The 22,038-nt window shown below is 70.1% G+C and carries 16 protein-coding genes; 8 read left to right on the forward strand and 8 right to left on the reverse strand.

The annotated features are described in order from the left end of the window. Positions 1-34: 34 nt before the first annotated feature. Positions 35-1,081, reverse strand: a complete 1,047-nt coding sequence (locus tag ABD747_RS04860; RefSeq protein ID WP_344801965.1) for a sigma-70 family RNA polymerase sigma factor — start codon at positions 1,079-1,081, stop codon at positions 35-37. A 352-nt stretch (positions 1,082-1,433) separates the two neighbouring features. Here ABD747_RS04860 and ABD747_RS04865 point away from each other — a divergent pair, with 352 nt between their 5' ends. Further along, on the forward strand, positions 1,434-1,949 hold the full coding sequence (locus tag ABD747_RS04865; RefSeq protein WP_344801966.1) for a DinB family protein: 516 nt from the start codon (positions 1,434-1,436) through the stop codon (positions 1,947-1,949). Positions 1,950-1,972: 23 nt separating this feature from the next. Here the strand turns inward: ABD747_RS04865 and ABD747_RS04870 are convergent, their stop codons facing one another. From ABD747_RS04870 to ABD747_RS04895, 6 genes are all read right to left on the reverse strand, one after another. Beyond that, positions 1,973-2,389, reverse strand: coding sequence for a YccF domain-containing protein (locus ABD747_RS04870; RefSeq protein WP_425562483.1), 417 nt, complete (start codon positions 2,387-2,389; stop codon positions 1,973-1,975). Positions 2,390-2,433: 44 nt separating this feature from the next. Continuing rightward, positions 2,434-2,943, reverse strand: coding sequence for an O-acetyl-ADP-ribose deacetylase (locus ABD747_RS04875; protein ID WP_344801967.1), 510 nt, complete (start codon positions 2,941-2,943; stop codon positions 2,434-2,436). A 4-nt stretch (positions 2,944-2,947) separates the two neighbouring features. Continuing rightward, positions 2,948-4,645 carry a glycoside hydrolase family 13 protein gene (locus tag ABD747_RS04880; RefSeq protein ID WP_344801968.1) on the reverse strand — a complete coding sequence of 566 codons (1,698 nt, stop codon included), beginning with the start codon at positions 4,643-4,645 and terminating at the stop codon, positions 2,948-2,950. Positions 4,646-4,700: 55 nt separating this feature from the next. Next, positions 4,701-5,666: a hypothetical protein gene (locus ABD747_RS04885; RefSeq protein ID WP_344801969.1), complete on the reverse strand. Its 966-nt coding sequence runs from the start codon at positions 5,664-5,666 to the stop codon at positions 4,701-4,703. 108 nt (positions 5,667-5,774) lie between these two features. Further along, positions 5,775-11,237: a hypothetical protein gene (locus ABD747_RS04890; protein WP_344801970.1), complete on the reverse strand. Its 5,463-nt coding sequence runs from the start codon at positions 11,235-11,237 to the stop codon at positions 5,775-5,777. Between the two features lie 69 nt (positions 11,238-11,306). Next, the gene (locus ABD747_RS04895) at positions 11,307-13,943 is read right to left on the reverse strand and encodes a helix-turn-helix transcriptional regulator (RefSeq protein ID WP_344801971.1); all 2,637 of its coding nucleotides are present in this window, start codon (positions 13,941-13,943) and stop codon (positions 11,307-11,309) included. Positions 13,944-14,087: 144 nt separating this feature from the next. Here ABD747_RS04895 and ABD747_RS04900 point away from each other — a divergent pair, with 144 nt between their 5' ends. The 4 genes from ABD747_RS04900 to ABD747_RS04915 all read left to right on the forward strand — a co-directional run bounded on the left by ABD747_RS04900 (position 14,088) and on the right by ABD747_RS04915 (position 19,010). Continuing rightward, the gene (locus tag ABD747_RS04900) at positions 14,088-15,341 is read left to right on the forward strand and encodes an alpha/beta hydrolase family protein (RefSeq protein WP_344801972.1); all 1,254 of its coding nucleotides are present in this window, start codon (positions 14,088-14,090) and stop codon (positions 15,339-15,341) included. Between the two features lie 36 nt (positions 15,342-15,377). Next, positions 15,378-16,016 (forward strand): hypothetical protein, encoded by a 639-nt coding sequence (locus ABD747_RS04905; protein ID WP_344801973.1) that lies wholly within the window; start codon positions 15,378-15,380, stop codon positions 16,014-16,016. Beyond that, positions 16,013-16,657 carry a TMEM175 family protein gene (locus tag ABD747_RS04910; RefSeq protein WP_344801974.1) on the forward strand — a complete coding sequence of 215 codons (645 nt, stop codon included), beginning with the start codon at positions 16,013-16,015 and terminating at the stop codon, positions 16,655-16,657. Before ABD747_RS04905 ends, ABD747_RS04910 begins: the two co-directional genes overlap by 4 nt. Before the next feature lie 238 nt (positions 16,658-16,895). Continuing rightward, entirely contained in the window at positions 16,896-19,010 is a 2,115-nt protein-coding gene (locus tag ABD747_RS04915) for a hypothetical protein (RefSeq protein WP_344801975.1), read from the forward strand. 92 nt (positions 19,011-19,102) lie between these two features. Here the strand turns inward: ABD747_RS04915 and ABD747_RS04920 are convergent, their stop codons facing one another. Further along, positions 19,103-19,978 carry a helix-turn-helix transcriptional regulator gene (locus ABD747_RS04920; protein ID WP_344801976.1) on the reverse strand — a complete coding sequence of 292 codons (876 nt, stop codon included), beginning with the start codon at positions 19,976-19,978 and terminating at the stop codon, positions 19,103-19,105. 102 nt (positions 19,979-20,080) lie between these two features. Between ABD747_RS04920 and ABD747_RS04925 the strand changes: the two genes are divergently transcribed. From ABD747_RS04925 to ABD747_RS04935, 3 genes are all read left to right on the forward strand, one after another. Continuing rightward, complete coding sequence (locus tag ABD747_RS04925; RefSeq protein WP_344801977.1) at positions 20,081-20,617, forward strand: cyclophilin-like fold protein; 537 nt, start codon at positions 20,081-20,083, stop codon at positions 20,615-20,617. 100 nt (positions 20,618-20,717) lie between these two features. Beyond that, complete coding sequence (locus tag ABD747_RS04930; RefSeq protein ID WP_344801978.1) at positions 20,718-21,485, forward strand: glucose 1-dehydrogenase; 768 nt, start codon at positions 20,718-20,720, stop codon at positions 21,483-21,485. 80 nt (positions 21,486-21,565) lie between these two features. Then, entirely contained in the window at positions 21,566-22,006 is a 441-nt protein-coding gene (locus ABD747_RS04935) for a MarR family winged helix-turn-helix transcriptional regulator (protein WP_344801979.1), read from the forward strand. Positions 22,007-22,038 lie beyond the last annotated feature (32 nt).

The following is a 22,038-nucleotide window of genomic DNA, read 5'->3' on the forward strand; positions in this document are numbered from 1 at the left end:
ACGCCGCCGTGAACCTGGACAGTTCGAGAAAGGCTCAGCGACCGGCGGCGACCGGCGGCAGCTCGACCGGCAGGCCGAGCAACCGGAACTGGTCCTCCCCGATGAACGACGTGATCGCGGCGATCCGCTCGTCGCGCAGGGTGAGCACGTTGATCGCCCAGCCGCGATAACCGTCCTCGCCGGCCGGACGCAGATAGCAGGCGACCGCGGGCTGCCCGTTGGCGCTGGTCGGCCGGTGGCGCCACGCGCCACAGGTCATCGGCACCCGGCGCGCGAACTCCCGCACCGAGCCGAGGCCGGCGTACCAGTGCGGCAGCGGCGGCATCGACCAGGTCACGTCGGCGGTCAGCAGGCCGATCAGTGCCTCGATGTCACCCCGCTCCAACGCGCGAGCGTACGCGGCGACGACGGCCCGCCGGCGCCCGTCGCCCAGGTCGTCCAGGGTCTCCTGCTGGGATCGGGCCGGGATCCGCGCCGCAACCGCGGCGCGCGCCCGCTGCAGGCTGCTGTTCACCGATGCCACCGACGTGTCCATGATCGTGGCGATCTCGGCGGCGTTGAAGCCCACCACGTCGAACAGCACCAGCGCGGCCCGCTGGTTGCCCGGCAGGTGCTGCAGCGCGGCCACGAACGCGAGCTCGATGCCGGCTCGCTCCTCGACCCGGGTCGCGGGATCCTCCAGCAGCCGGTCCGGATACGGACCGAGCCAGCTGACCTCGGACAGCGGTACGTCGTTGGTCACCACCCGCTCGCTGGCCGGCGACAGGTCCATCGGCAGCGCGCGACGCCGGCGGCCGGCCAGCTGGTCCAGACAGCAGCGGGTCGCGACCGAGTACAGCCAGCTGCGCAGCGAGCTGCGGCCCTCGAACCCGGCGATCTTGCGCCAGGCGCGCAGCAGCGCCTCCTGCAGGGCGTCGTCGGCGTCGTGCGCGGAGCCCAGCATGCGATAGCAGTGCGCGTGCAGGGCGGGTCGCAGCGGGGCCACGAGCCGGTCGAACGCCTCGGCGTCGCCCTGCTGAGCGCCCGCGAGATCGTCGGGTTCGGGACCGGAGTCGTGATCGGGCCGGGTCTCGGGATTCATCACCGATGATTCTGCCCCCGAGCGGAAGGTCACCTCCGACGACGACGCTCGACGACCTCCGGAGGAGAACCGCCATGACCGCGACGACGAACGACCACCGGCCCGCAGACGCACGGCCGCACTCGCGGTGGGGCTCCGCAGATGCTCGATCGACGGGCGGCCGGGTGCGAAAGACCCTGCCGGCTCATACCCGGCAGGGTCTCGGGCTGGACCCGAGCTCGACGGGGCCGCTTCGTCGGCTTCCAGGCCTGGATCCAGTCTGTAGCCGCGGCTACGGCCCAACGATGGCGACACGCCGTGACATCCGCGTGACGCCGCAGTTACGGCCGACCCTCGGCACAGGAGAAGAACGATGACGGCGGCCGAAAAGCTCCGCGACCGGCTACTGGGCCAGCTGAGCGCGCAGCGCGATCATGCCCTCGGCATCGTGGCCGGCCTGGACGCCGAAGCGATGCGACGACCTGTGCTGCCGTCCGGATGGACAGTGCTGGGGCTGATCCGGCACCTCACCCTGGATGAGGAGCGGTTCTGGTTCCACGCCGTGGTCGGGGCCGAGCCGACCGCGATCTCGTTCTTCGCCGGCCGGCCCGACACCTGGTACGTCGGACCCGGAGAGCCGGTGGAGGAGGTGCTCGGGGACTATCGCCGGGCGATCCGCCGATCGGACGAGATCATCGGCTCGACACCGCTGGACGCGCCGCCGCGCTGGTGGCCGGACGGCTTGTTCGGCGACTGGCGGCTGGCGGACCTGGAGGAGATCCTGCTGCACATGATCAGCGAGGTCGCCTGTCATGCCGGGCACCTCGACGCCGCCCGTGAGCTGATCGACGGGCGGCAGTGGCTCGTGCTCGACGAGGGTCGCGGCTGAACCCCGCGTCCGAACCGGTTCGCTCAGCCGCGAGGCTTGGTGACGATCTCCTTGCCCAGCGGCAGCAGCGTCACCGGGATGAGCTTGAGGTTGGCGATCGCCATCGGGATGCCGATGATCGTCAGGCAGAGCGCGATGGCTGTGGTGACGTGGGCGACGGCCAGCCACCAGCCCGCGACGATGAACCAGATGATGTTGCCGATCAGCGACCAGCAGCCCGCCGTCGGCTTCTCGACCACCTCGCGGCCGAACGGCCAGGCCACGTAGTTGGCGATCCGGAACGACGCGATCCCCCACGGGATCGTGACGATCAGGACACAGCAGATCACCCCGGCGAGCATGTAGGCGAGCCACAGCCAGAAGCCGGAGAAGATGAACCAGATGATGTTGAGCAGCGTCCGCACGGTGCCCATGATCGACCCGGACGCGGCGGCGGACAATGCGGGGTCTCCCTGGCCCGGCCAGGAGATCGCGCCGCGCGCCGCTAGCTGTGCGCCGCGCGGAAGGTCTGGTACGCGTCCTGGTTGAACAGCACGAACCGCACCTCCTGCACCCGGGTCCAGGTGGCCTCGACCGTGCCGACGGCGATCCGAGCCGCGTCGTCCATCGGCCACCGGTAGACGCCGGTCGAGATGGCCGGGAACGCGACCGTGCGGGCGCCGAGCTCGTCGGCCACGCGGGGGGACTCGCGATAGCAGGACGCCAGCACGTCCGATTTGTCGATCGTCTTCGCCCACGTCGGTCCGACCGTATGGATCACCCAGCGGGCCGGGAGGCGTCCGGCTGTGGTCGCGACCGCCTGGCCGGCCGGCAGGCCGTCCGGGTAGTCGGTCGCCCGGAGCTCCTTGCAGGCGGCCAGGATCTCCGGCCCGCCCTTGCGATGGATCGCGCCGTCGACCCCGCCGCCACCGAGCAGGGTGGAGTTGGCCGCGTTGACGACCGCGTCGACGTCGACCTCGGTGATGTCTGCGGTGACGAAGGTGATCTCGGTCATCTCGTCACGGTACGCGGAACCACGCGGTCGTGTCGCTCGGCAGCCGGCCGTCCGGCAGCGCGCCGCTGGCGAGGAGCAGCTGCCCGTCCGGGAGACCGACCGGTTGCCCGCCGAAGTTGGTCACGCTGACCCAGCCACCGGGTCGCCGGAAGGCAAGGACGTCGTCGCCGGAATCGAGCCAGCCGGAATCAAGCCAGCCGAACTCGTCCCCGGTCGCGAGCACCCGGCGCAGGGCGAGGGCCGCCCGGTACAGCGACAGGGTCGAGTCGGCACGCTCGGACTCGCTCGCGACGGAGTAGTCGGCGAACCAAGCCGGCTGCGGCAGGTTCGCTGGTCCCGGACCGAAGCCGTACGACGGACCGTCGGGGGTCCACGGCAGCGGTACACGGCAGCCGTCGCGGCCCTTCTCCTTGCCGCCGGAACGCTGCGCCATCGGGTCCTGCAGCGCGGCCGACGGCAGGTCTCCTACCTCGTGCAGGCCCAGTTCCTCACCCTGGAAGACGTACGTCGAGCCGGGCAGGGCGAGCAAGATCAACACCGCGGCCCGGGCCCGCCGCTCGCCCAGAGCCCGATCGAGTTCGGGCAGCCGGCCGTCGGTGAGCAGCCAGTCCCGAGCGGTCTGCTGCGAGTTGCGGCCCGGGTTTCGGGCTAGCCCGTAGCGGGTCGCGACCCGCGGTGAATCGTGGCAGCCGAGCAGCCAGGTCGGCGTCTCGCCGCGGGACAGGTCGCCGAGGCCGGAGTCGATCACGCGGCGGTAGTCCGACGGCAACCAGTCGGCGTCCTGCATCTCGAAATTGAAGGCCATCCCCAGCCCGTCCGACGCCGCATAGCGCGAACGCCGGGTCGGGTGCACCGATGCCTCGGCGACGGCGATCCGCGGGGGGACGTACTCGTCGAAGACCGCTCGCCACTCCCGATAGACCTCGGGCAGGTCCTCCCGATCCCAGAGCGGATGCGACCCGTCCGGCCTGATCACCTCCGAGATCTCGCTCCACGGCCGGTACGGCTCGTTCAGGTCCTTGATCAAACCGTGCGCCACGTCCACCCGGAAGCCGTCCACCCCGCGGTCGGCCCAGAACCGCAGGGTCGCCCGGAAGTCGGCCCGGACCGAGTCGTCGTGCCAGTTCAGGTCTGGTTGCTCGGCGGCGAACATGTGCAGGTAGTACTGGCCGTCGCCGACCGGCTCCCAGGCAGAGCCTCCGAACAGCGACTCCCAGTCGTTCGGCGGACGGTCCTGGTCGGGGCCGAGCCCGTCGCGAAAGATGTAGCGGTTGCGGGCCGCCGATCCGGCCGGCGAGGCCAGGGCCTCGACGAACCAGGCGTGCCGGTCGGACGTGTGGTTCGGCACCACGTCGACCAGGATCTTGATGTCGGCGGCGTGCAGCGCGGTCACCAGGTCGTCGAAGTCGGCTAGCGTGCCGAGCCGCGGATCGACGTCGCGGTAGTCGTCGACGTCGTAGCCGCCGTCGGCCAGCGCCGAGGGATAGAACGGGCAGAGCCAGACCGCGTCCACCCCGAGCGAGGACAGATACGGCACCCGGGACGTGATCCCCGGCAAATCGCCGATGCCGTCGCCGTCGGAGTCGGCGAAGCTTCGCGGATAGATCTGATAGACCACCGCCGTCCGCCACCAGGGAGCGGCCTGGTCGGTGTCGGGGGCGCTGGTCGGCTCGTCACTGGTCGGCTCGTCACTGGTCGGCACGGGCTCAGGTTAGTGCCCCACCGCCCGGGTGCCGATCAGTACTTGCGGGCGCCGATCAGTACTTCACGTACGCCCTCAGCGCCTGGTGCCCGGAGTACTTCCCGCCGACCGCGGCGTTGCTGATCGTCGCGACGTTCGTCGTTGTGTGGCCACCCTTGGTCAGCAGGTAGTCGATCCGCCGATCGCCGTTGGTCGACGTCGAATCCGGACAGGTGTTCGCCTTCTTCGTCTTCGTCTTGGGTGCGCACGCACTGTCCCACACCACATCGCGGTACTTGTAGGTCGTGCGCGCCTTCGTCCACCAACCGGCCTCGCCCTTCCTCGCGTTCATGTCTCCGGCGACGATCTTGACCTTGCCACCGAGCTTCTCGACCACGCTATTGGTCGCCCTCATGTTCTGCGCGGCACAGCGCGGGCCGCTCCAGGTGTTCGTCGGCCAGTGGACCGCGGCGACCGTCACGTCCTTGCCGGCCACGTTGTCGTGGAACCGAACCGCCACGTTGACGACCCGATCCTGACTGGACTTGTAGCTGCCGTACAGCTCCTGACACGGACCATCGGCGTAGTGGTAGGGAGCAAGTGAGCGCCACTTCACCGTCTTCTCGGGGGTGAGTCGGCCGGTTCGATAGATGATCGCGTTCGTCTGCTGGTTCTTCTTCACCTTGCAACCCGACGTGTAGCCCATGGACCCCGGGTTGGACACCGCGATGATCCCCTTGTAGCTGCCCGGCAACTCGTCGGACAGGCGCTTGGTGAACGTCGCCAGCTGCTTGGCGTTGGAGATCTGCTGGACGGCGAAGATGTCCGGGCTCTTCTTCTGCTTCTTCAGGTAGGCGATGAACTTGGCGTAGTTCCCGTCGCAGCCGGCCAGATTCTCGATGTTGTTGTTGTACACGACGAGGAACTTCTTGTCCTTGTTCGTGCTGATGGCCTGCGCCGGCTGCACGCCGAGCGTCGCTGCTACGGCTGCCGCGGCCAGCACGGCCGCGGCTCGGCGGAACATCCGGGACTTCTTCGTCACGTCGTCTCCTGGTCGTCGGTGGTCCGGACAGGATGTCACCTACCCGAACTCTTCGTGCGAATGGCAGCGCAATCTGCCGAGCCGGCCAGGGTGGCGCGCCCGACCGTGCTACCGCGGGCGAACGGTGATCTTGACGATGGGGGAGGCGGCGGCCCGCTTGCCCGCGGCGGCGGTCTTGACGACGCGATAGCTGTAGTTGCCCTTCCTGGTCGGCTTGACGGTGAAGCTGTACGTGCCACCGGCCGAGGTGTGCTCGGTCGACAACTTCTTCCAGGACGAGCCCGTCTTCAGCTCGAGCTGCACGCCCCGGTCCACCGCTGAGGCGAGCCTGGGTGTCACCGTCCCGCTGATCGTGGCCTTCCTGCCGATCGTGATCTTGGTCGGCGCGGCCTTCGCCGTCACGGTGAACTGCTGGGTGACCTCGACCGTCACCGTCGGGGAAGACGCGGCTTTCAGCTGGCCGGTGCCGAGCTTCAGCACCCGGTAGGCGTAGCTGCCCTGGGCCCTGGGCCTGACGCTGAAGGCGTACGTCCCGGTGGCCGTGGTGCTTCCGTCCGCCACCCTGCTCCAGGTCGAGCCGGACCTGACCTGCAGCTGCACCGTCCGATCGGCGGCCGAGGCCTGTACCGGCACGACGGTCCCGCTGATCCTGGTCGCCTGTCCCAGGTCGATCGCGGGAGGACCGACCTTGGCGGTGACCACGAAGCCCTTCAGCACCGTCACGGTGAGCTCCGGTGAGTAGGCGGCCGAGCGCCGGCCGGCCGCGTTCTTCTTGACCCGGTAGACGTACGTCCCAGCTGTGGGTTCGGGCACGGTGAAGCTGTAGCTGCCGTCGGCCGCGGTGTTCTTCTCCAGCACCGGCGCCCAGCCGTCGCCACGTCGGACCTGGAGCTCGACGTCGCGGTCCTCGGCCTTGTCGAGGGCCGGGCCGACCTTCCCGGAGATGGTCGCCGACCCACCCGCCTCGATCGCCGGCTGGTCCACCGAGGCGGTGACGGCGAACGGCTTGACCAGCGGCTTGCTGTCGACCCAGACCCGGAAGATCTGCTCGTCGTCCTGCCCGGCGGTCTGGCTGCCGAGGATCACCGTGTGCAGTTCGTGCAGGCCGGGTTCGGTCGGCTTCCAGGTGAAGGGCATCACCCCACCGGAGTCGGCTGAGACCCCGTGCATCCGGCCGGTGTAGATGATCTTGCCGTCGGCGGGCTTGCCGTCGTAGACGATCACCGGCTGGTTGTCGGCGGAGTGACGATCGGCCTTGGTGTAGACGAGTCCGCGCAGATTGGCGTTCAGCGGCACCACCGGGACCGGGGAGCTCGTCCCGAGCTTCACGTGCGCCTTGTTCCCGTCCAGCAGGCCGGCGCCGTCGAGGGTGACGTCGGCCGGCTTGTCCGGGCTGCCGACCTCGCCGGAGAGCGCGACCGGGTTGACCGTCAGCAGGCCGTAGCCCTGGTTGTTCTGCCCGCAACCGGTCGGGTCGGGGGCCGTCGGGTCGGTCGAGGTGAGGTCGTAGAGCGCGTCGGCCGGATCGTCCGGGTCGAGGACGTCGCCCGCGCAGACTGTTCCGGCGAACGGGTGGATCTCGGGCATGGTTCCCTTCCCGTCCAGGATGACGAAGATCCGGTACTGCTGGGCATCCGTGACCTTCGGGGCGGTCCAGATCGGCGACGTGATCGTCGTCGAGGCCTGGGCGCCGAGCGCCGGGACGGCGACCGTGCCGATGGTCAGCGGGGTGCCGGTGACGGCGTTGTTCAGCCCGTTGACCGGGACGGCGAAGAAGAGTGCGGTGGTGGCCGACGGCATGGCCACCAGGCTGAGGTTGGACACCGGCAGCCGGAACTGCACCCGGGTACCGGAGGTCGGGTTGACGCCGAACGGCGAGCCGGCCGTGGGCAGCAGGTCGTTGGAGTCGTCGACCTGCAGGGTCTGGAAGCCGCGGATCAGCTGCCGCTCGTCGCTCGTCGACAGGTACGGCACCTGCACGTTGTCGTCGCTGTCGGCCTCGATCGAGATCCGGCCCGGCAGGTTCAACGCGACATCGGAGTCGGTGCCGTAGGTGTTGGCGGAGGTGAAGTAGGTGCCGTACGCGGTGTTGGTCAGGTTCACCCCGTGCACCACCTTCGGCGTGCCGGCGGCGGAGTAGTACACCGCCGACCCGACCTCGAACCCTTGGGACGCAGGGATTTCGGCCGTGTTCAGCACGAACTCGGTGCCACTGGTCGTCTTGTTCGTGGCAACCGTGGTGTTCAGGAACGTCCGGCTCGCCTCGAAGCCGTTGGTGGTGGAGAAGTCGAGGGTGCCGCCGTCGACCTTCGGGATCCCGAAGGTCAGCGACGCAGAGGCGCCGATCTGGGTGTCGGTGTCCCAGTTGCGGCCACTGGTGGTCGTGGTCGACCCACCCGTGCTCGAGCCGAGACTCAGCGTGACGCTGGTGGTGGCCCCGCCGAGCTGGTTCGCCTCGTCGTAGAGCGGTGTGTCCGTGGTCTGGGTGTTGCCGGAGCCGTCGACATAGCTGTACGCGCCCGCGTCGGGCAGCGGCAGCACGCCGTTGGCGTCGACCACGGGATAGCTCAGCGCGTTGTTGTTCTGCCAGGACGGGCTGTAGTCGGCATCACTGAGTCCGGTCTGCGACATGTACGTCGTCGAGCCCGGGATGGTGACCTCGTAGTACGGGTTGCAGGGGCTGCCGTTGCAGCTGGTACCGCCGGCCAGGTTGCCGAGCACCGGATAGCGGTACACCTGGTAGTCGTGCAGGGAGGACCAGATGACGTCGTCGTCGACGGCGTTGGAGGTGATCGCCATGGACTTGCTGCCGCTGATGTCGGTCGACGTCGTGTGCGAGCCGGTCCAGGCCTTCTTGAACGACTGCTTCAATTCCAGCGAGCTCTTCTCGTCGAACGGCCCGAGCCCGGCGGCCAGGGTGCCCTTCACCGAATCCTCGGTGGAGCCGCCGTTGCTGTAGGTGTTCTGGTTGCTGACCGAGTTCGTCCACTCGGTGCCGGACTTCGAGGTCGTGGTCAGGTAGTAGCCGCTGGACAGCGCCGCCTTGGACATCGCGCCGTTCAGGTAGTCGGCGTGCTTGGGCGGCTCCGCCGCCAGCATGTCCAGGCTCCGGGAGTTGTCGACGTCGAACAGCACCGGCGAACCGAGGTAGACCGAGTCGCCGAACCGGTCGTACGCCGTGACCCCGTAGGACACCGGGGTGCTGGTCGCGGTGGCGTGGCTGTCGGTGGTGACCACCGTGTCGGGCGCGGTGGCGGACTGCCACGGCACCACCCAGCTGGTGGCGACCTGATAGGCCATCCGGGAGGTGGAGTCGCCGAGGTTCTTGTTCGGCGACCAGCGCGCGAACCAGAGTCCCCACACCGGCGGGTCGGCGTCACCGGAGCCGCCGTACGCGCCGGCCTCCATCGCCATCGGGGAGACGTCCGGCTGCGGCTGGCCGTGCCGGACCAGGTCGTAGGTCCACTCCGACGTCGGGAACGGGCTTGCCAGGTCCGGCTGCTCGGTGGAGAGCGGCGTGGTGTCGGTGCAGACCTGGTGTGTGCTGTCGCTGGGACAGTCGGCGTCGTTCACCGCGTACAGCTGGAACTGGGGCTGGCGGCCGTACACGTCCCAGTTGCCTTGACCGTCGTCCCAGTTGTTCTCGCCCTTGAAGTAGCCGGCGACCCATCCCATCGCGAGCTCGCGACGCTGGTAGCCGTACCCCTGGCTGGCGTCCATGCTGAACACGCCCGCCTGCAGCCGCAGCCCGCTGCCGGTCCTGGTCAGGTCACCCTGGACCGCCTGCGGCAGGTAGGTGTTCTTCGCGATCCCGGTCGGGGTCACCTCGACGCTGCGGATGGTGAGCGCGCCCGTGAACGTGACGATGCCCAGGTTGGGGACCTGCTCGGTGCTGTCCAGGTTGCCCTTCGCGCTGGTGGCGTACGCGACGGCCAGGTCGGTGGCACCGTCGCCGTCGAAGTCGCCGACCGCGACCGTGTTGTAGCCGGCGACCAGGGTCGGGGCGTCGCCGATCCCGTCGAACGGGATGCCGTCGCACTGGGCGCAGTCGTCCTTGTTCACCGCCAGGGTGAGGCTCCGGCTGCCGTCGTCGCCGGCGGTGTAGCGCCAGAAGCTCAGCCGGTACTGTCCCCCGGAATCCTGATAGCCGGCCAGGATCTCGTTGCGACCGTCACCGTCGAAGTCGCCGATCTGGGCGAAGACCGATCCGGGATACCAGGTGCTTCCTTCCATCCAGCCGTTCTTGCTGAAGTCGATCGACGGATCGGGAGCGGTCACCAGCAGGTGGGACGTGTTCGCGTTGTAGTCGACGACGCGCAGCGCCCACCGGTCGTCGGAGTCGGTGTAGGCGACGACCGCCTCGTCGTGGTACAGCCCGTCGGTGCTGACCACGCCGTCCAGGTCGCCGACGCTCATGTCGTACGGGGCGCTGATGTTGCCGGCCGTGTCGCCGCCGGTCCGGGGCACCGACCAGGTGGGCACCGAGCCGCCCGGCTCGTCGATCGGGCGGAACTGCCAGGTCTGCGGAAACCCGGCCTGCGACGTGGGCACGAGCTTGCCCGGGTTCCCCGAGCCGCTGGCGCTGCCCAGCGCGGAGGCGACCTGGACGCGCCCGGTGGGCGGCAGGATGAGCAGGCCGCCGTCGTCCAGGACCAGCCACTGCCGGCTGGCGTCGCTGCTGCAGGCGTCGATCGTCGCCGTGTACTGGGAGTCCGGCCCCTGGTGGGTCAGGCAGAGCCCGTCGGCCCGGCTGACCAGCTGGACCAGGCCGTTCCCGGCGTCGACGACGGCCCACTGCTGGCTGTCGTTCGGCGCCGAGCCGACGGCGGTCGAAGCCGGCGAGGCGCCCAGCGCGGCGTTGCCGGCGGTCGAGGTGTTGGTGATCGCCGTCTGGCCCTGGGTGATCACGTACGTGGTGCCGACGGCCGGAGCGCCGGCCGGGCTGCCCATGCCGTACTGCTCGGCGGTCTGGTTCGTCGTGCCCAGCTGCCACAGTCCGTCGCTGCCCGCCAGCGACTCCCGGAACGCGAGCGTGCTGTCGGCCTTGCCGTTGACGAACCGTCCGCCGTGGCTCGGGTACTGGTGGTCGATCAGCGCCCGGCCGCCCTCCGGCTCTGCAGCGGTGGTCTTGGTGGTGTCGACGGCCGACATCGCCTCGTTCAGCGCCGTTGCCTGCTGGGTGGTGACATTCGTGCTGCTCGTGCCGTCGGCGGTGTCGGTGGTCGCCGCGATCGAGACCTTGTCCGACTGCAGCACGGTCTTGTCGGCCGGGTTGCCCATGTTCTGGGTCGGCGTACCCACGCTCGCCGCGGCGGCCAGCGCCTTGACGTTGGTCCACACCTTCGCCTTGCCTGACGTGGATCCGGGGTCCGCCTCGTGCCGGATCTCCGAGCGACGCGAGTCCATCGCGGTGATCGCCTTCAGGTTCGCGGGCGGACCGGCCGGGGGCTGGCTGGACGCCGGGCTGACCGTTCCCAGGACCAGGGTCAGGCCGAGGACGAAGGCGATCCCGGCGCCCCGTGCGGCGAGGTGTTGCGTGCGGGTGCGACCGATGGGGGCTGTCGACGTCATGCCCAACAGCGTGACGTCGGTCGTCCGGCCTGGGCCTGCGCAAAATGACTAGTGCGGTACGGCCGGTGGTCAGCCGGCGCTGCGGATCAGCTCGACCAGCTGGTGACGGCTGGTGGTGTTGGTCTTGGCGTACGCGTTGGACAGGTGATAGCCCACCGTGTGCCGGGTGATGAACAGTTCCCGCGCGATCTGGGCGTAGCTGAGCCCCTCGACGAGGAGCCCGACGACATCGCGCTCCCGGTCCGACAACGGGGCCAAGACGTCCGCCTCGGGACCGGCGGCGGACTGGTCGTCCCGGATCAGGCCCAGCCGGCCGAAACGATCGGCGGCATCCTGTCGGGCCTCCTTCGCGGCGGCGCCGTAGCCCAGGGCGCCGTTCACCCGGGCCAGGTCGTCGCTGACCAGGGCGCGGTGGAACGGCATCGAGTCCATCCCGCCGGCTGCGGCGGCGCTGCTCAACGAGCGCCGAGCTTGCTCGAGGTCGTGCCGCTGCTCGGCCGCGAGACCGGTGAGCCAGTCGATCACGGGCCGGGCCCAGACCAGGCCGCTGGCGTCGAAGTCCCACCGGGACCGGATCGTCTCGACGTAGTCGGGCTGGCCGGACCAGATCTTGCTCAGGCAGAGATGGACGGCCCAGACCGGCGAGATGCCCGGGTCGTCGACGGCGTCGCCGACGACGGCACGGAGTTCCGCCACCGCGGACGCGGCGCCGGCCGGTCCGCCGGTGAGCCGGCCGACGATCACCTCTGCGGTCCCGACGGCACCGACGGCCTGGGACCACGGTGCGTCCCGGACCGCCCCGCGCGCCGCGCGCAAGGTCGCCGCCGTCGCGTCGAGATCGTTTCGAGCGACGTCCAGCAGCGGCGCGTACGCGGCCGCCATCGGGTGCAGCCCGAACCGCGACTCCACGGCCAGGGCGAGGTTGCGCCGGGCCGCGGCCCAGTCCCCGCGCATCCAGGAGGCGTAGCCGAGACAGGCGTGGACGATGCCGTCACTGAGGCCGGCCCGGCCGTCCCGGATCCGGCGGGCGATCTCGGCCAGGATGTCGGCGCCCTCGTCGAACCGCCCGCCGACGGTGTAGACGAGTCCCCGCCACGCCAGCCGGGCGCTGTCGGCGGCTGGTGTGGCCGACCTCGGCTCGGAGGTGTCCGCGGGCCGCCAGCCCGATCTGGCTTCGGAGGCCGCGCGGGCCATGCCCAGACCGAAGATCAGATAGCTGTACATGGCCGGGTCGGCCGGCGAGGCGTCGCGGGCCCAGGTCAGGTCCGGCAGTGCCTCGCCGATCGGAGCCCCGGTGGTGATCCGGGACCAGCCCCGAAGGACGACGAGGCGGTAGCGCGAGAGCCCGTCGGTGCGATCCAGATCGGCCGGTTCGACGGCCTCGAGGATGCGGCGGGCATCGAGCCAGCGCCGGACGACGATGGCCAGGCCGGCCGTCACCAGGGCCCTGCGGACCGGATCGGAGGCCTGCTCGACCTCGGCCAGGATCGCGCTGACGGTCTCGTCGTCCCGGGCCAGGACGTACTCGAACACGCTGTCCAGCCAACGGGCCTGGCGGCGCGCAGCGTCGCTCGTCGACGCACTCGACCAGCGCAGGAAGCGGCCGGCCTCCCGGTAGGTGCCGCGCCCATGCAGCTCGGCGGCGTACGCGGCCAGGTCGGTGGCCAGGACGTCGTCGTACTGATCCGCGGCGGCAATCCGCTGCTGCAGGGCTGCGCTCCGGTCCTCGACCAGTTCTGCCGCGCGCAGGTGGAGCTGCCGGCGCCGATCCGGCGGCAGCACCGCCCGCACCGCGGCGGCGATCACGGCGTGAACCGTGCGCAGCTGCGGTCCGAGCTCGGAGCGTCGCAGCTCCAGCAGACCGGCCTCGATGCCCGGCTCGGCCGCCGACAGCGGACTCTCGACCCCGCCGAGCCCGGCCGCCAACCGGACCGGCACCCAGCCGTCGCCGAGCACCGATACCGCGGTCACCAGATCGGCGGTATCGGCCGGCAGCTCGTCGAGCCGTCCTGCCACGCCGAGCGCGACGTCGTCCGGAGCCGGCAGATCGTCCATGACGCGGAGCTCGCCCGGATCGTGCTCGGCGAGCAGCGCCTTCAGATACAGCGGATTGCCCCCGGTGTGCTCGAGCAGCCGTGCCGCCAGGCCGGGTTCCAGTCCCGGTGATGCCTGCTCGACCAGCCGGCGGCCTTCGGTCGGCTGCAGACCGGTCAACCGGATCCGGACCGTGCGTTCGTCGAGCAGCAGCCGCCGCCAGGTCGGGTGCGCGGGTGCGTGCAGCGGCCGCGACGCGGCGGCGACCAGCAGCCGGTCACCCGCGGCCCGGCCGATGACCCAGCCGAGGGTCTCCACCGTCTCGGCGTCGCACCACTGCAGATCGTCGAGGCAGATCACGACCGGACCGACCAGGGCGAGCCGGTCCACCAGACGGCGAACCTGCTGTGCTGCCTGGAACGGCGCCGTATCGGGCTCGATCGGCGCAGGGAGCGGCCAGTGCGCGATGGTCGCGTAGGGGACGCCGACCAGGCTCTCCACGCCGTCAGCCGTCAGCAGCTGACGACCGGCCGCGCGCTCTCGGACCTCCCGCACCAGGGACGTCTTGCCCTGGCCGGGATCGCCCTCGATCGACAGCAGGGTCGGCACGCCGGCCGCGGACGTGGCCAGTGCCGTCTCGACGAGATCCAGTTGATCCGGTCTCCACCACACAGCCGGCGCCCTTCGCAAGCTCGACAGGTTCGACGGTGATCGATTCTCGCAGAGCCCGGATCGGGAGCCGCCGAGGCGGTCGCGTGGTGAAGACTGGGCATTTTGCGCAGGTGGGCTCGCGCGTCCCACCGCCACGCTGGTGACATGACGACAACCACCGTTCCCCGTACAGCCGGTACGACGATCGCTCAGCCGGTCTCGCGCCGGTTCTTCACCGCCGACGACTTCGACTACAACGCGAAGACCATGCTCGGCCACGCCGCCCAGGGCGTGATCGACATCGGGCTCGCGCTGGCCACCCTGGACCGGATCCCCGACGGCGACGCCGTGGGCTGGTACCGGGCCTGGTCCGACACCGCCGACACGCTGCGCGAGCAGGGACTGGCCAGCAGCCGGGCGGGCTCGGAGTTCAGCGCGGCCGCGTTCTTCCTCGCCGCCTCGGAGGCGTACGACCAGGCGCTCGCGTTCGTTGACGGGATGCCGGACGACTCCGTCCTGCTGCCGACCTTCCGGCTGCACCGGGAGTGCTGGGACCGGTTCGTGGCCAGCTCCGAGGGGCGGCACCTGCCGATCGCCGTTCCGTACGAGGGCGACTCGATGCCCGGCTACCTGTTCCGTCCGGACGCCACCGGCGCAGCCCGGCCGACCGTCGTCGTGACCAACGGCAGCGACGGATCGCTGGCCGGACTGTGGGCGTACGTGATCAAGGGCGCGCTGGAGCGCGGCTGGAACGTGTTCGTCTTCGACGGCCCGGGCCAGCAGAGCATGCTGTTCGAGCGTGACGTCCCATTCCGGCACGACTGGGAGGCCGTCCTCACCCCGGTCGTCGACCTGCTGGTGGCGCGTGCCGACGTGGACGCCGACGCGCTGCTGGCGTACGCGATCAGCCAGGGCGGCTACTGGCTGCCCCGGGCGCTCGCCTTCGAGCACCGGTTCGTGGCCGCGGTGGTCGACGGCGGGGTGACCGACGTGGCCCGGGCCTGGAACCGCAACCTGCCGCCGCAGCTGCTGGCCGCGCTCCGGGCCGGTGACCGGGCGACGTTCAACCGGGCGATGTCAGCCCCGGCGACGCCGGAGATGGAGCGCACCATCGCGTTCCGCGCGAAGCCGTACGGCCTGACCGACCCGTTCGACCTGTTCACCGAGGTGAACCGCTACACCCTCGACGGTGTGGTCGACAAGATCAGCACCCCGATGTTGATCACCGATCCGGACGACGAGCAGTTCTTCCCGGGCCAGCCGCAGGAGCTGTACGACGCCTTGACCTGCTCGAAGGTGCTGCTCCGGTTCACCGCGGCCGAGGGCGCGAACGCCCACTGCGAGCCGATGGCGCGCCACCTCGTGGATCTCCGGATGGGCGACTTCTTCGCCGGCCAGCTCGCCGAGTCGCGAGCCTGACACCTCTCCTCACCTTCGACCGACAAGGCATTCCCGATGAATCCGAAGAACCTCGTCCTGGCTTTCTCCCCGCTGGTGCTGTTCACCGCCGGCGGCTACCTCCTCGGACCGCCGCTGGTGGGCTGGGCCGCGCTGGCCTCCGCCGTGCTCGCGCTGCTGATCTTGATCGCCGGGCTGCGGAACGGCGTCAAGCTGATCACCGCCGCGAGTGTGGTCACCTTCGGCGGCCTCGCGGCCGTGGCCCTCCTCGGTGGTCCGACCGGACGCTGGTTCGTCGACGTCTTCGGCAGCGCGGTCGCCGCACTGCTGATCGGACTGATGATGCTCGTCTCGGTCGGCACGGTGCCCTTCACCGAGCAGTACGCGCGTGCGGTCGTGCCCCGGGAGCACTGGGGCAGCCCGGAGTTCAAGGCGATCAACACCAAGATCAGCCTCGCCTGGGCCGGCGTGGTGACCGGGATCGGACTGAGCCGGCTGGCCTACGGGCTGCTCGTCGCGGCGAGCGGTGACCAGGTCGGCACCCTGCTGCGCCTCGGCCTGAGCTGGGCCGTGCCCTGCGTCCTCGTCGTCGCCGGGCTGCGATACACCCAGCGATTGGCCGGCGATGATCACGACGCCGAGCAGCGGCGCGGGTCCTCGCCCGAGGCGGTCCGACCGCCGGAGCCACGGCGGTGAGCGAGGTCGCCGCGCGGACCCCTGCCCGGTCCGGCGCACGCCGCTACACACCAGGCCGGGTGATGTCGTTCAGCGACGCCGTGTTCGCCATCGCGATCACGCTGCTGGTGCTGCCACTGACCGATCTCGACCTCGATCCCGAGCGCCTGGCTGAGCAGCTCCGCTCCGCGACCCCTCAGATCGTCGTCTTTGCCGTCGGCTTCACCGTGATCGGGCTCTATTGGCTGTCCCACCACGCCTGGTTCAGCCGAGTCCGAACGGTCGACGACCGGCTGCTCAAGATCAATCTCGTGGTGCTCGCCTGCGTCGCGTTCCTGCCGTTCCCGACATCAGTGCTCGGCACGCACAGCGGCACCGCCGGCACCGTGTTCTACGCCGCCTCGGTCGCGTTCACCGGCACCGCCTTCGCGCTGATGTGGACCTACCTGGGACGCAACCCGGAGCTGTTCGAGGCCGACAGCGCGGCCGCACTGCGCCGGCACACGCTCGTCGGACTCGTGACGCCCGTGGTCTTCGCGGCGTCGATCCCGATCGCTTTGGTCAGCGCCGACGGCGGCAAGCTCTGCTGGCTGCTGATCTGGCCGGCCTCCACCATCGCCTCGCGACTGGTCTCCCGGACCTCGCGGTCCTCGAGCCGATGACGCCCCGGACCGCGCACGACCCGGGCGGTGGGGACGACTGCGGCCCGCGCGATCGAGGTCGCGGGGTGCGTTCGGGCAGCGATGTCTGCACTTTCGTCCCTCAGGATCGGACACATAGCGGATCTATCCTCGAGTCGTGGGCGGTCTCGTCCCGAAGGTCCCGAGTCCTGTTCGTACCGTTCCTGGCGGCACGGGTCACATTCGTGACCGCAGCCCTCAGCCCGATCGATGGGCGAGCGTGCTGGTGTTGCAGCGATCGGCGGGCAACGCCGCCGTCTGTCGGCTGGTCGCGCAGCGTTGTGGCGCACGCGACGGAGAGGTGGACCTCGATGAGGACAGGCAGCTGCAGCGGCTGTCGCCCGAGCCCACCCCGGTCCCCATCGATCCCCTTCGCGCACAGGCCCGGGCTTTCCTCGCTCCGTACCGCGCGGGGATCGTGTGGGATGTCGACGGCATCGCCGACGCGCTGGTGGCTCGTCTGGCCGCACCGGTCAAGGAGTACGCGTTCGTCCGCGCTGTGATTGCCGCGCTGCCGTCGGCGATCGAGGACAACGTCACCGCAGACGTGGTGAACAGGCTCCCGGTTCCCGTCAGCGTGATCGGCTTGTCGAGTGAGGGTCGAGCGATGCTCGATGTCTTCTACGACGCGATGATCACCGGTGACGTGTCGAAGTTCGAACGCGAGCAGGCGAACAAGATCATCTCCTACCGGATGGGACGAGTCTCCCAGGCCGAGTTCGTCGCGGGCATGGACCGCCGCATGATCTTTCCCATCCGGAACATCGGCGTCACCCGACTGGCGTCGGCGACGTTCACCGCCGAGCTCCAGACGAACGGCAAGATCGGTCTGCACTACAACTCGGTGGTGGTGACGCAGTACGACATGTTCAAGGCGGACTTGGCGACCCTGCCCTCCTGGTCCCAGCTCAGCAACGGAATCGAGCTGGATCCCAATCTGATGGTCGCCGTGCACCTGTTCGACGTCGAGGACCATCCGATCTACGACGTGCCGGCGTTGGCGTTGATCGACTACTCGAATCAGATCAAGGAGCGGACGCTGGGCACTGCCAAGTCGGCCTTCATGCTCGGCCTGACGGTGGGGCTGGGCGGCCTGGGCGGCGGTTCGTTGGAGGGCCTGCAGGAGCGAGTCCTGGCCGGCGAGGTCTCGAAGGCGTACCTCTGGGGCGCGCGGGCCCTGGTCTGGGCCGACCGGGTCCAGTTCGGCATCCAGGCCGGCGCCATGGTCGTCAACGACCATCGGGACTGGATCGTCGACACCTTTCCCGACGCCGGGCCGCACCTGCTGGATGCGATGGACACCGCAAATCGGCTCGCCGGCTACTACGGCTGGGCGCGGCTGGGTGTCGACGGCCTGCGGCTCGTCCGGGCGAAGCTCGGACCGGCGGCCGACGGCTGGCGATCGGCACGAGCGACGGCGAAACTGGGCGGCGACCAGGCCAAGCTGGCGCGGGCGGTGGAGGACGAGGCCGACACGCTGCTGGCCGAGCTCCAGTATGCCGAGGAAAAGGCCGCCTCCGGCGGAGACCGCGGCAGCGTCAGCCCGCCGATCGCCAGCAAGGCCAAAAAGTCGGTCGCCGGTGGCGAGAAGGAGATCCACGTCACCGAGAACCGGATCGAGATCTGCCCGGTGCAGCGGTGCCCTGACCTCGACGAGGTGGTCGGCTCGGGCTCGACCGACCCGACGGTCGCGAAGGAGATCGCGGACGCGAAGAGTGCTGCCAAGGCAGGCGATGCCGCCGGCGCCGCCCGACTCGCCGAGGAGGCGATCATCGACGCGGGTGTGGCCACGTCGCCGGCCAAGGGCGCGCCGACGACGCGAGCCGCCGCGGCGGCGAAGGGAGCACCTCGCGGGAAGGTCTCGGCGACCGGGGCCCCTGCGGGCTCGCCGCTCACGCCGGCCGACGTCGCTGCGCGCGGATATCCGCTCGGATTCCCTCGACGGCAACAATTCGTCTACTTCGGCTGGAGCGGCAAGGCATATCTGGAGGTGCGAGCCGTCCGAGACGCCGAACTGGGTATCCAGGGCAGTGCTGTCACGGTCCGCGGTGCCTCGTCGGGGAAGCCCTTCGACGACGGTCGCTTGAGCGATATCGACCTTGCCGTGATCAGCCCGACTCTGGCCGGGAAGGCGCGCGCGGCGGGCATACCCGTGCGCGACGGCCACACCCGGTTCGCCCTCAGCCCCGATCAGGCCACGACCCTGGGCATTCCCGACCTCGGCCCGCGCCTGTCCCGGTTCCTGGACCGTGGTCGCCCGGTCAACATCATGGTGTTCGAGAGCCGGGCCGCGGCACTCGCCAAAGAACCCTGGACCATGTGGGTCTGGTGGTAATGCCGGCACTGTCGGTCGTGCGCCGCTCAGCGACGAGCCGAGACCAACGCGGGCTGTCGACCTCGCTCGACGTGAAGTCGTCCAGCCGAGGATCAGCGGCCGTGCGGCTGCCGGTCGGCCTGCTGTTCGGTGGCTGCCCAGGAGGCGAGGAGGGCCAGGGCCTGCGCGGTCGGTGAGCCGGGCGCGGCGGAATAGACCGTCAGGGCGAGACCGGGCTCGGCGCGGAGATCCATGGTTTCGTAGCTGAGTTCCAGGTCGCCGGCGATGTGGTGGCGGAAGTACTTGATGCCGGCGCCGTGGGTGCGGACATCGTGGGCGTTCCAGCGCCGCCGGAATTCCTCGCTCCGGGTGGAGAGCTCACCGACGAGCTCGTGGAGTCGCTTGTCGTGGGGGTCCTTGCCGGCGGCGGTGCGGAGGTTGGCGACGGTCATGTCGGCTGCGACGTCCCAGTTCGGATAGAACCGGCGCGCGGAGTGGTCGAGGAAGGTGTAGCGGGCGAAGTTCGGCGGCGAGGCCGGGTCCAGCAGCATGTCGGCGTACATGGCGCGGCCGAGGTGGTTGGTGGCCAGCAGATCGAGACGGTCGTTCCCGACGGCGGCGGGGGAGGTGATCGAGTCCAGCACCCATTGCAACGCCGGCCGCACGCTCCACTGTGGTGCGGAGGGCCGGCGGACGATCCGGCTGGAGCCGTCGGCCTCGTGGGCGAGGCGGAGGAGGTGGGCCCGCTCGGCGTCGTCGAGCTGCAGGGCGCGGGCCACCGAGTCCAGGACACCCGCCGAGACACCGGCCAGGGCTCCGCGCTCGAGCTGGGCGTAGTACTCCACACTCATCCCGGCCAACTGGGCGACCTCGCTGCGTCGCAGACCCGGCACACGACGCCGACCGGTGCTCGGCAGGCCGGCCTGTTCGGGACTGATCTTGGCGCGGCGTGAGGTGAGGAACTCGCGAACGGCCGCGCGGTTGTCCATGGCCGTGACACTACGACGGCGGGTCCGCGGTCAGCGATGTACTGACAGCACACCCATGGTCGGTGACTTCTCTGCCTCGGCTCCAGCCGGTTGTCTGGGCTCATGACAGTGATCGATCGAAGGGTCGCAGCCGGCTGGCGGGCGAGAGGCGCGGCGGCCGTCGTCGGCCTGGTCACCGTGGCCGCGGGGTCGGGATGCGCGGTCGGGGTGCCGGGAGTGGCACAGGACGCGGCGAGTTCTGATTCCGGCGTGGCCGGCTCGTCGTCGCGTCAGATCGTGCTGCGCTTCGACGACCAGGTGGTGCCGGCCACGCTCGCCGACAACCCGACCGCCAGGGCGTTCGCCGCGCTGCTGCCGCTGACGCTGGACCTGAGGGATCCGATGGGTCAGGCGAAGTCCGGCCGGCTGCCGGTTCCGCTCGGGTCGACCGACGGATCGCTGGTGACCCGTCCTGCCGTGGCCGGGGTTTACTACGGACCGAGGTCGCAGACGTTCGCGGTCTTCTACTGCGACCTCGGCCAGTCGGTGCCTGACGGCCTCGTCCCGCTCGGCACGATCAACAGCGACCTCGGCGCTGTGGCGGCCGCGGGTCAGCGGATCCGACTCCGCATCTACCCAGGCGACCACGCCGGCAGCTGACCGGGCGGTGCCGCGATGACCGTCCCGGGTCGCTCGATACTCGGAGCAGCACGGCATGGTGAACCTCGACCGATCACAGCCCACAACCCCAGGAGACCAGATGACCGACGAACGCCACCGCTTCACCGACAAGATCGCCTTCGTCACCGGCGCCGGCGGCGGGATCGGCCGAGCCACCGCCATCGCCTTCGCGCGCGAGGGCGCATGCCTGGTCGTCGCCGACCTCGACGATGCCGCCAACGCCGAGACGGTTCGCCTGGTCGAGAGCACCGGCGCCCAGGTCGTCGGTGTGCGCTGTGACGTCACCCGGGCAGAAGACCTGGTGGCGGCCCTCGCGGTCGCCGTGGAGGTGTTCGGCGGCCTGGACATCGCCTTCAACAACGCGGGCATCGAGCAGCGCACCGGCCCGCTGGCCGACATCGCGGAAGACCACTGGGACGATGTCATCGCCGTGAACCTGCGCGGCGTCTATCTGTCCATGCGGCACGAGATCCCGCTGCTGCTGCAACGCGGCGGCGGCGCGATCGTCAACACCTCCTCCGGCGCCGGCGTGAAGGGCTTCCGCGGCGGGGCCGCGTACGGTGCGGCCAAGTTCGGCATCATCGGCGCGACCAAGTGCGCCGCCCTCGACTACGCAAGCTCGGGCATCCGGATCAACGCCATCTGCCCGGGCATCATCGACACCCGGATGATCGAGCGCGTCTTCGGCGGCACGCCGGAAGGACACCGGGCCATCCTCGACCAGGAGCCCATCGGCCGGCTCGGTCGGGTCGAAGAGATCGCCGACGCCGTGCTCTGGCTCTGCTCCGCCGAAGCGTCGTTCGCCGTCGGGCACGCTCTGATCGTCGACGGCGGGCAGACCGTCTGAGTGCTTGTCGGGCGCCGGCGGTCACCAGCCGAACTGCTTAGCAGTTGTATTTAGCATTGCGAAGTAATACCCTGGATCACGTGGAGACGCACGATCTGACGAGCACGCCGGGGCTGGCGAGTGCCCTGCGGACGACGACGCTGCGGTTGGCTCGACGGTTGCGTCAGATGCGGGCGGACGACCTCGATCTCACCGGCAGCCAGCTGTCCGCGATGTCCAGCCTGCTCAACCACGGTGACCAGCTGATGGGGGAGCTCGCGGCGCTGGAGCGGATCCAGCCGCCGTCGATGACCCGGATCGTGAACGCGCTGGAGGAGCGCGGGATGGCGGTTCGCAAGCCGTCCGAGCGTGACCGCCGGCAGTGCGTCGTCGCGCTCACCGACGCCGGTCGCGAGATCCTGCTGGCGAACCGGCGGCGCCGCGACGAGTGGCTTGCGCGACAGATGGAGGGCCTGGACGAGAGCGACCTGGACGTCCTGCGCCGGGCCGTCCTGATCCTGGAACGCGTGCGGAACGCGTGAGTCTCGATTCCCACGACCGGCTGACGGCAGAA

Origin of the sequence: Microlunatus ginsengisoli, assembly GCF_039537205.1 — a bacterium.
Lineage (GTDB): Bacteria > Actinomycetota > Actinomycetes > Propionibacteriales > Propionibacteriaceae > Microlunatus > Microlunatus ginsengisoli.

Coding starts and splice junctions, on each gene's coding strand:
- ABD747_RS04930 (WP_344801978.1), top strand. CDS start 20,718: ATGACCGACGAACGCCACCGCTTCACCGACAAGATCGCCTTCGTCACC.
- ABD747_RS04865 (WP_344801966.1), top strand. CDS start 1,434: ATGACGGCGGCCGAAAAGCTCCGCGACCGGCTACTGGGCCAGCTGAGC.
- ABD747_RS04900 (WP_344801972.1), top strand. CDS start 14,088: ATGACGACAACCACCGTTCCCCGTACAGCCGGTACGACGATCGCTCAG.
- ABD747_RS04890 (WP_344801970.1), bottom strand. CDS start 11,237: ATGACGTCGACAGCCCCCATCGGTCGCACCCGCACGCAACACCTCGCC.
- ABD747_RS04860 (WP_344801965.1), bottom strand. CDS start 1,081: ATGAATCCCGAGACCCGGCCCGATCACGACTCCGGTCCCGAACCCGAC.
- ABD747_RS04875 (WP_344801967.1), bottom strand. CDS start 2,943: ATGACCGAGATCACCTTCGTCACCGCAGACATCACCGAGGTCGACGTC.
- ABD747_RS04905 (WP_344801973.1), top strand. CDS start 15,378: ATGAATCCGAAGAACCTCGTCCTGGCTTTCTCCCCGCTGGTGCTGTTC.
- ABD747_RS04920 (WP_344801976.1), bottom strand. CDS start 19,978: ATGGACAACCGCGCGGCCGTTCGCGAGTTCCTCACCTCACGCCGCGCC.
- ABD747_RS04925 (WP_344801977.1), top strand. CDS start 20,081: ATGACAGTGATCGATCGAAGGGTCGCAGCCGGCTGGCGGGCGAGAGGC.